The organism is Leptolyngbya sp. FACHB-36 (genome assembly GCF_014695955.1).
Taxonomy (GTDB): Bacteria; Cyanobacteriota; Cyanobacteriia; order Leptolyngbyales; family Leptolyngbyaceae; genus FACHB-36.
In genome coordinates, this window is sequence record NZ_JACJPG010000582.1 from 1 (window position 1) to 6803 (window position 6803).

Annotated in this window: 7 protein-coding genes and 1 pseudogene; all 8 read right to left on the minus strand. The window is 53.8% G+C overall.

Annotated features, from left to right (window positions below; translation table 11 throughout):
* Nucleotides 1–434, minus strand: a 434-nt coding sequence (locus H6F43_RS17005; protein ID WP_206754580.1) for a hypothetical protein, incomplete at its 3' end; no start/stop codon positions are given.
* Between the two features lie 476 nt (nucleotides 435–910).
* Nucleotides 911–1915, minus strand: a complete 1005-nt coding sequence (locus tag H6F43_RS17010) for a phosphoribulokinase (RefSeq protein WP_190343909.1) — start codon at nucleotides 1913–1915, stop codon at nucleotides 911–913.
* A gap of 565 nt (nucleotides 1916–2480) precedes the next feature.
* A complete protein-coding gene (locus H6F43_RS17015) occupies nucleotides 2481–2648 on the minus strand; it encodes a hypothetical protein (protein ID WP_190343910.1) in 168 nt (55 codons plus the stop codon).
* On the minus strand, nucleotides 2641–3042 hold the full coding sequence (locus tag H6F43_RS17020; RefSeq protein ID WP_190343911.1) for a hypothetical protein: 402 nt from the start codon (nucleotides 3040–3042) through the stop codon (nucleotides 2641–2643). Before H6F43_RS17020 ends, H6F43_RS17015 begins: the two co-directional genes overlap by 8 nt.
* A 56-nt stretch (nucleotides 3043–3098) precedes the next feature.
* The gene (locus H6F43_RS17025; RefSeq protein WP_190343912.1) at nucleotides 3099–3527 is read right to left on the minus strand and encodes a hypothetical protein; all 429 of its coding nucleotides are present in this window, start codon (nucleotides 3525–3527) and stop codon (nucleotides 3099–3101) included.
* 47 nt (nucleotides 3528–3574) lie between these two features.
* The gene (locus H6F43_RS17030) at nucleotides 3575–4501 is read right to left on the minus strand and encodes a major capsid protein (RefSeq protein ID WP_190343913.1); all 927 of its coding nucleotides are present in this window, start codon (nucleotides 4499–4501) and stop codon (nucleotides 3575–3577) included.
* Between the two features lie 181 nt (nucleotides 4502–4682).
* On the minus strand, nucleotides 4683–5480 hold the full coding sequence (locus H6F43_RS17035; protein WP_190343914.1) for a hypothetical protein: 798 nt from the start codon (nucleotides 5478–5480) through the stop codon (nucleotides 4683–4685).
* A 777-nt stretch (nucleotides 5481–6257) separates the two neighbouring features.
* Nucleotides 6258–6803: pseudogene (locus H6F43_RS17040) on the minus strand (chitinase); the annotation flags it as partial.

The following is a 6803-nucleotide window of genomic DNA, read 5'->3' on the forward strand; positions in this document are numbered from 1 at the left end:
CCCATGAGCGCATCGGGCTCCGGATCAACGTTGTCGTTTGAGGCGATCGGGCGACCACCGGGAAGCGTACTGCCCTCCATCAGCTCTGGGCTGCTCGCCATGACTGGACGATTGCCCACGAGCGCTAAGCTCTCGACCGAATGGAAGTCGCTGGCAAAAATTGGGCGATTGCCAGGAAGCATCTCCTGCACCCTCAGGTTGCTTGCCGAGATCGGGCGACCATTCAGAAACGAGTCGAATAGCTGTAAATGGCTAGCCGCGATCGGGCGAACCCCAGCCACCGTGATCGTTTCCACAACTTCTAACTCGTCAGGCATCACCGGGCGATTTGAGATCATGGCAACGGGCCGATGCAGTTGAAGACCGTGTCCTTTTTGAGGCGCGTCGGACTGTACCGGACGAGCGGTAATCTGAACAACGTTATCCGAACTCATAGCGTCTTCCTTCGGTGCCTCAGATGCCTTACTTGTTTTTTCACCACTCATTGCATTTGCCTCAATTGTGTCTGTATTCGTTGCATCTGGAGTAGGCTTGGGAGCTGCCTTGCTCCGACGGCTACTAACCTTTTCAGCACTGTCAGTGCGATTTGCTGCCATGACGATCGCCCTCAAGAATTCGTAAGCGTGTCAACCGCGTTTCGGGCTACAGGTAGCGCCGCTATCCAAGTTTCTTATCAGAATTGAAATCTTAAGGAAATATTATAAGCCGAAACGGGGGCGATCGACGCTAGAAACTGAGCGGTAGAACTTATGGCAGAAATTTGACAACCTAATCAAATGGGCTGATCCGCCGGAACACAGAAGGGACGCTCAAGAGCATCCCTTCTGTGCAAAATTGCCTAGTACAAAAGCTAAGATGCCGTTTGCACGGGCTTTTGTGAAAGCCCCAACGGCATTAGCCCAAGCGCTGATTATACGCTTGCCGCAATCTTGGCGCTCTTGGAGGTCAGGCGCTCGTAGGTTGCCCGCATCTTCAGACCTGTCAGTACTTGGAACAGCCCGGTACCATTGGTGGAGCCAGGATATTCGCGGTGCTGAAGCAGCAGTTCCGTCAGTTCGCCCGTGTACTTCGTGGACGTTTTGCTGAGGTGCTGTTCGATGTAGATCACTTCTTCTAACTTGTCGAACTGACCATCCACTTCCAGCACAGAGACGCTGTGCTTATAGAACGTGTCGGGTCCGTAGAACATGCGGATGCCAGGGTAAGAGCAAGTGAGTTTGCGTCCGCAGGGAATCCAGTCGATCGTCGAGCCTTCATCGAACAGGTAGGCGGGGTCAAACCCTTCTACGCCATCGCGCTGGATCATCTGCACGCGTAGCACTTTGCGCTCTTTATCGTCTTTGATCAGCCGAGTCGGTAGCACTTGCAGCACCACATCGGCGTGCTCTTTCTGCGGGTCAATGTACGCTTTGAAGTCAGGACGACGGGCATTAATTGCTGCTAGAACGTCTTCGTAGGTGTGACCGCGCTCTGCCATGTCGCGCTGAATCTTCCAAGCGATCTTCACCTCATCACTAATGTCGAGGTAGACGCTAAAGTCAAGCAGTCCGCGCACGCGCTCGTCGTACAGCGGATGCAACCCTTCAATCACCACAATGTGGTTCGGATAAACTTTCTCAGGCGGGTCGAGCTTTCCGGTTTCGTGATTGTAGATTGGCTTGTCGATGGTTTCACCGCTCTTAAGCGCCTTGATCTGTTCGTACATCAGATCAAAGTTATTGGCGCGTGGGTCAAGCGCGGTGATACCGGTTTCTTTACGCTGCTTCCGGTCCAGACTGTGGTAATCATCGAGGCAGATAACCGTGACGAAATCTTCCCCGAACAGATCTGTGATTCGGCGCAGAAAGGTGGATTTGCCGCATCCGGAGTCCCCGGCAACGCCAATCAGAACCACGCGGTCTGGCTTACTGGTCATAGGTCTCCTCTAAACAACAAAAGATATGGACTAATTGGGTGTTGTGCACGTTGAGTGTTCGGTCTGCGGGCTGTTTGGCTGACGATGCGATCACTAATAGAGTCTGCTGCGCAGAATCACGCAATCGAACTCCGCACGCTTTACCTCTGGCTCTGACACAGCACGCGAACTGGAGTCCACCAAAGCCGCAACCGGATCATAGCCAGTCGTGGAACCTAGCCCCTCCTGGTGAGTATTTAATACTACCGTTGCTGAGATCTTACCAAAAAGCGGATTGTCCGTTCAAGACTTACTAAAAAAGTCGTTAATTGTTTTCCATTCATCGTTGGTAAAGGTCATTCTTGCTGCCGCTGAACTTCATGAATCCATCACTAGCAGGCTAAAAATTAATCGCTGAACACGAACGGTCAAGTTGCTGTAGGCTGGAATCGATTCCTTAGGAGAGTAGGAGCGTGTCTATCCAACTTCGTATTGGCAACGAATTGAAAGAAGGGTAAACCCATTTTGCGACATTACTTTCAAACGCGCTTAATTGCAATTGGACTAAAGTTGTACTAATTTTCTCTTACCCAGCGTCACGAGCAATTGCAGATCGCTCTGCTCCGTCCATCGTTGCCACAATTTGATCCTTGCTGTCCGCAATGTCGCGGAGTCGCACCACTGCCTCGCCATTACCGCCAACCGTGTTGATGATATCAATCATGTGAAAGGCCGGATAGCCCGTGCTAGGCATTTTCCAGTCCCTCTGCTGCCAGAATTAAATTGATCGATTCATCCCAGCCGCCCTCCGGCTTGACAATGCCGAGAGGCTTGCCGATCGCCTCCAGCTTGCGCCAGCCGTTAGGCTGTTTGAGCATTGCTTCTAGTTCAGCTTTGCGGGTCTGGTAGGGCGAGGGAGTAGGGGGTGCTGGCGGATTGGCAGGTGGAATGGGTTCTGCTGCAGTGACGATTTCAGCCGCCGGATCTTCGCTCCAGCCATGCCGCAGCCATGCAGCCAGATCGACGCGATGCACCATGCGCGATTCCTCTCCGGCCTTGTAAATCCGGGTTGGGTCCGGCAGTTTGGGCGCTTTGGCAGCGTTGGTAAGCCGCTGTACTGCTGCTGCGTTGGGGTTGAGGTGGTTCATGAGTGAAGAGTAAGGAATGAGGAATGAGGAGTGGCTAAAAGGCTAGCCACTAACCGCTAGCTCGACAAAAACGCGCTGTATTTGAGGCTGCCTGCGCCGCCAACTTTGATCGCGCGAGCGCGAACTGCTTGAGCGTCAGGAACCAGGCTTTCGATCGCCAATCCAGATAGAGCGATTTCGGTAGTTTTGGTTGCGCCCTTGAGCGGGTCACCATTGAGGGTGATCCGACCAACTTCGACAAACGTGCTGTTAATCGTGGCAGCTGCTTCGATTGCAACGATCCACTCAGCAGAGCCTGCGGTCCAGCCCGTGTAGTTCTCGAAGCCCACAACAGCACAAAAGTTGTGCTGTTTGGTTAGTCCAGGAACAACGATCGGGTTTTCAACAGCGCTGCCCGTGAGAGCGGGGAGGGTGCCGTCGCGCACCTCTAGCGCCTTGTCGAACTGTTTGGCGCGACGATCGGCAAATCCAGGAGAAATTGGCATAAAGCCTCCAGTGAAGTGAGTTGGGGGTGGGGGTTCTAGATTGCGGTCTAGACCGTAACAGGCGCGTTGGTGATGCCGCGCAGCCGAGCTGCGCTGCGACCAGATAGAACCGCGATCGCGCAGTACCAGTCAATCCGGGTGCGGAACACGGGCTTGGTTTCCATCTCGCCCAAATCGCGCACGGAGATGCCAAACTGCCCAGCGTGAGCGCCCTGGATGCCAGTTACAGCCATTTCGTCAAATGACACGCAGTAGATCGAGCCGCACTGAACGTTGGTGCCGTCGGCACTGGATTCCGTGAAGCTGAGGATGTCTTCGTAGTTGGTGTCGGCAATCAAAACTGGTAGATCGCAGTAGGTGTCTACGCGTCGACCGAATTCGTCTTGGGTAAAGTTGATGTGCCCGCCGATTCCGGTGTTGCGTCCGGCTGCAGTCAGGCGGCGGCGCGTCGATCGGCTCATCACCAGGTGGGTCGGATTGCGAACGGCGTCGATCAGCTCATCCAGCTTGTTGAGGCTGAGCGGCCCACCTGCGGCGTTGTTGTTGATTAGCTGGGAGCCAGTCAAACGGACTTGCAAACCGTCGAACACGCGCGGGTTGGTGCTGGAGTCGCCTTTCAGAAACGTGCGCGTCCAGCCTTGCGCCAGCGATTTGACCTTCATCAATTCGTGCGCCGATCGGCTTCCTGGTCCCTGCGTATCGACAATAAAGCGATCCACGTCCAGGTCGCCGCCTGCAATTTTGCAGACCTCAACCTGCGGGTTGATAATTCCCGTCGATTCGTCGTAAGCCTCGTTTACGCCGCGAAAGCCGATTCCCGGCAGTTCTTCTTCACGGTTGTAGGGCAGAGCACCGCCCTGCACGTCTTGGAACGGAATCACGCGCAAAATATCGGAGCTGGCGGCAAATTCTTCGATATAAACCGCATCCGCGTCAGGTGCGAGTTTAGCCGCCTCGATCAGCGTTAAAGCCATGAGAGGGTAGTCCTAAGTGCTGTAAGGGGGTTAGGGTCGCTGCGTTGGCATCCCGCCGTCACAGTCAGCGCTCAATCCTGAAGGCGGGTTTCCCGCCGTAGGGAATTGAGTAAGAAGAAAGTTGTTGCCTCTGGGCATCCCGCCCGATCGAGGCTTGTTGCTGTGGTGTTCCCACGTCGAGCTAGCGTCCTTCGCGGAGGGCGGTCAGGCGTGCTGCGCGGTTCATGCCGCTAAGGTCGCGGTGCGGATTGGTGCCGCTGTTGGTCGATCCGGGTTGGGTGCCGCTGCCTTTCGCTTTCTCGTTGGGGCCAAAGTGGTGCGCGTAGACAGGGTGAGCAACCAGGCCGCTGAAATATTCCGCCGCGCCCATTGGCTTGCTGGCGTCCTTTTTGGAAAACAGCCGCACGCCGTTGCCATCAACCACCTCAAGCTGGCCCTGGTCGTTGAGCTTCAGGGCTTTGCCGATCGAGCTGTAGAACATTTCAAAAAAGGTCACGCCGTCCTCACCACCGCCGGAGCGCCCGTTCGCTGCCTGGAACGCTTTCTCTGCCTCGCCACGCTTGAGCAGCTCCTGATATTTGCCTTCCCAGTCTTTGACCTTCTGTTGCTCAGCCTGAATCTGTGTCTGATACTGGGTTTCCAGCGTGGTTTTCATCTCGGCTTCGCGCTGGTTCCACTTTTCCGCCTCAGCTTGCAGCTGCTCAAACTGCTTGTATTTCTCCGGGTCGATTCCTTTTACCGATTCCTGAAGCTGTTTAAATTGCTTTTCCAGGGTCGATCGTCCGTCGCGCTCCTTCTGTAATGCTGACTTCAGTCCCGTTACATCTTCAGGCGGTGCGGGGGCAGGGTCCGGCGTGGGTTGAGTGCCGCTGCCAGCGCCGTTGTCAGGCTCAAAAGCGACGATCGGAGCAAACCGAGACCGAGACTGGAAATTCTCTGGAAACATCCCGTAGCCAGAGGATTGAAACTTGAAATTCATGGGGCATCCCGCCGAAGAGTACGCCTTGGCGTTCCCACGGCGCGTTCATGTTGTTATTTCGCCACCAGAAGACGATAAAATAAAGGGGTAAGCAGAACGTATTGATAGATTTTTCTGTGAGAAACCTTGCCAATAAAAAAATCGGAAGTCTTCAGGTCGTTGCGGCTAACGGACTGTACGTAAGTCCTGGAGGTCAAAAAGATGTGATTTGGAAGTGTCTCTGTGAATGTGGAAAATCATCTCTTGTGAGGCAATCAAAACTTCTAAGCAAGACCCGTCCTACAAAATCTTGTGGCTGCTTAAGAGCTAAAAGGTTGAAAGAATCTCACCCGAGCAAGACTCATGGAGAATCTAAAACCCTGCTTTATGGAATTTGGCATGGCATGAAGGACAGATGCAGCAGACCCAGTACGAAGAATGAGCGCTACTGTGGGCGAGGAATACAAGTTTGTATGGAATGGGAGAATAGTTACGAGGTTTTTAGAGATTGGGCGTTGCAAAATGGCTACAAGCCAGGGCTAACCATCGATCGCAGAGATACAAACGGCAACTACTGCCCCGACAATTGCCGTTTTGTTGATTGGATTACACAGCAAAACAACAGGAGGAGTTCTAGGCATGTAACCGCATGGGGAGAAACAAAAACTCTTGCAATGTGGCTAAAAGATCAAAGGTGCAAAATTGGACGAGAATCACTTAAAACTAGGCTGAACTCTGGATGGAGCGCGGAGGAAGCAATTTCGCTTCCTCCGACAAGAGAGTTTCAAGGGAACGGCGTTACCGAATAACCTCGCAGGCCGCCTCGTAGTAGTGGATGCGATCGTCAATGCCGTTTAAACCTCCGTTGACGATGCGTGTCACGGCGTAAATGTCGCCTCCGGCATCAATCACGGCATTAATGCTGTTCTGCTGCCAGAAAAATCCAGCGCTGCAGAAGGGATAGGTGCTGGCAACGTAATCCACTCCTTCCATGACTCGCAGGTCCTGAATAGAATCGCTGAACGCTTGATAGTTGGCGCGTCCGGTGAGTTGAATTGCTCCCGCCCCTTTAAAGCGGGGACCGTCCCCTGCTTGGGTGTTGCCCAAATCGCCGCGCCCTTCGTAATCCCAGCCGTCCGCCAGCTCTTTCAGCCAGCGCAGTCCACCTGACTCGTGGGCAATCTGGGCTAGAAAATGCCGCATTCTTGCGGGCGTGTTGATCTCAAACAAATTCAAGCAATGGTTCAAGTCTGCCAGTTCAGTTTGATAAATCGGGTTGCCGAAAATTGCCTCTGCCTGCTCGCGGCTAATCAGTTCGCCGCAGTCGATCGCTACATGCTCTGC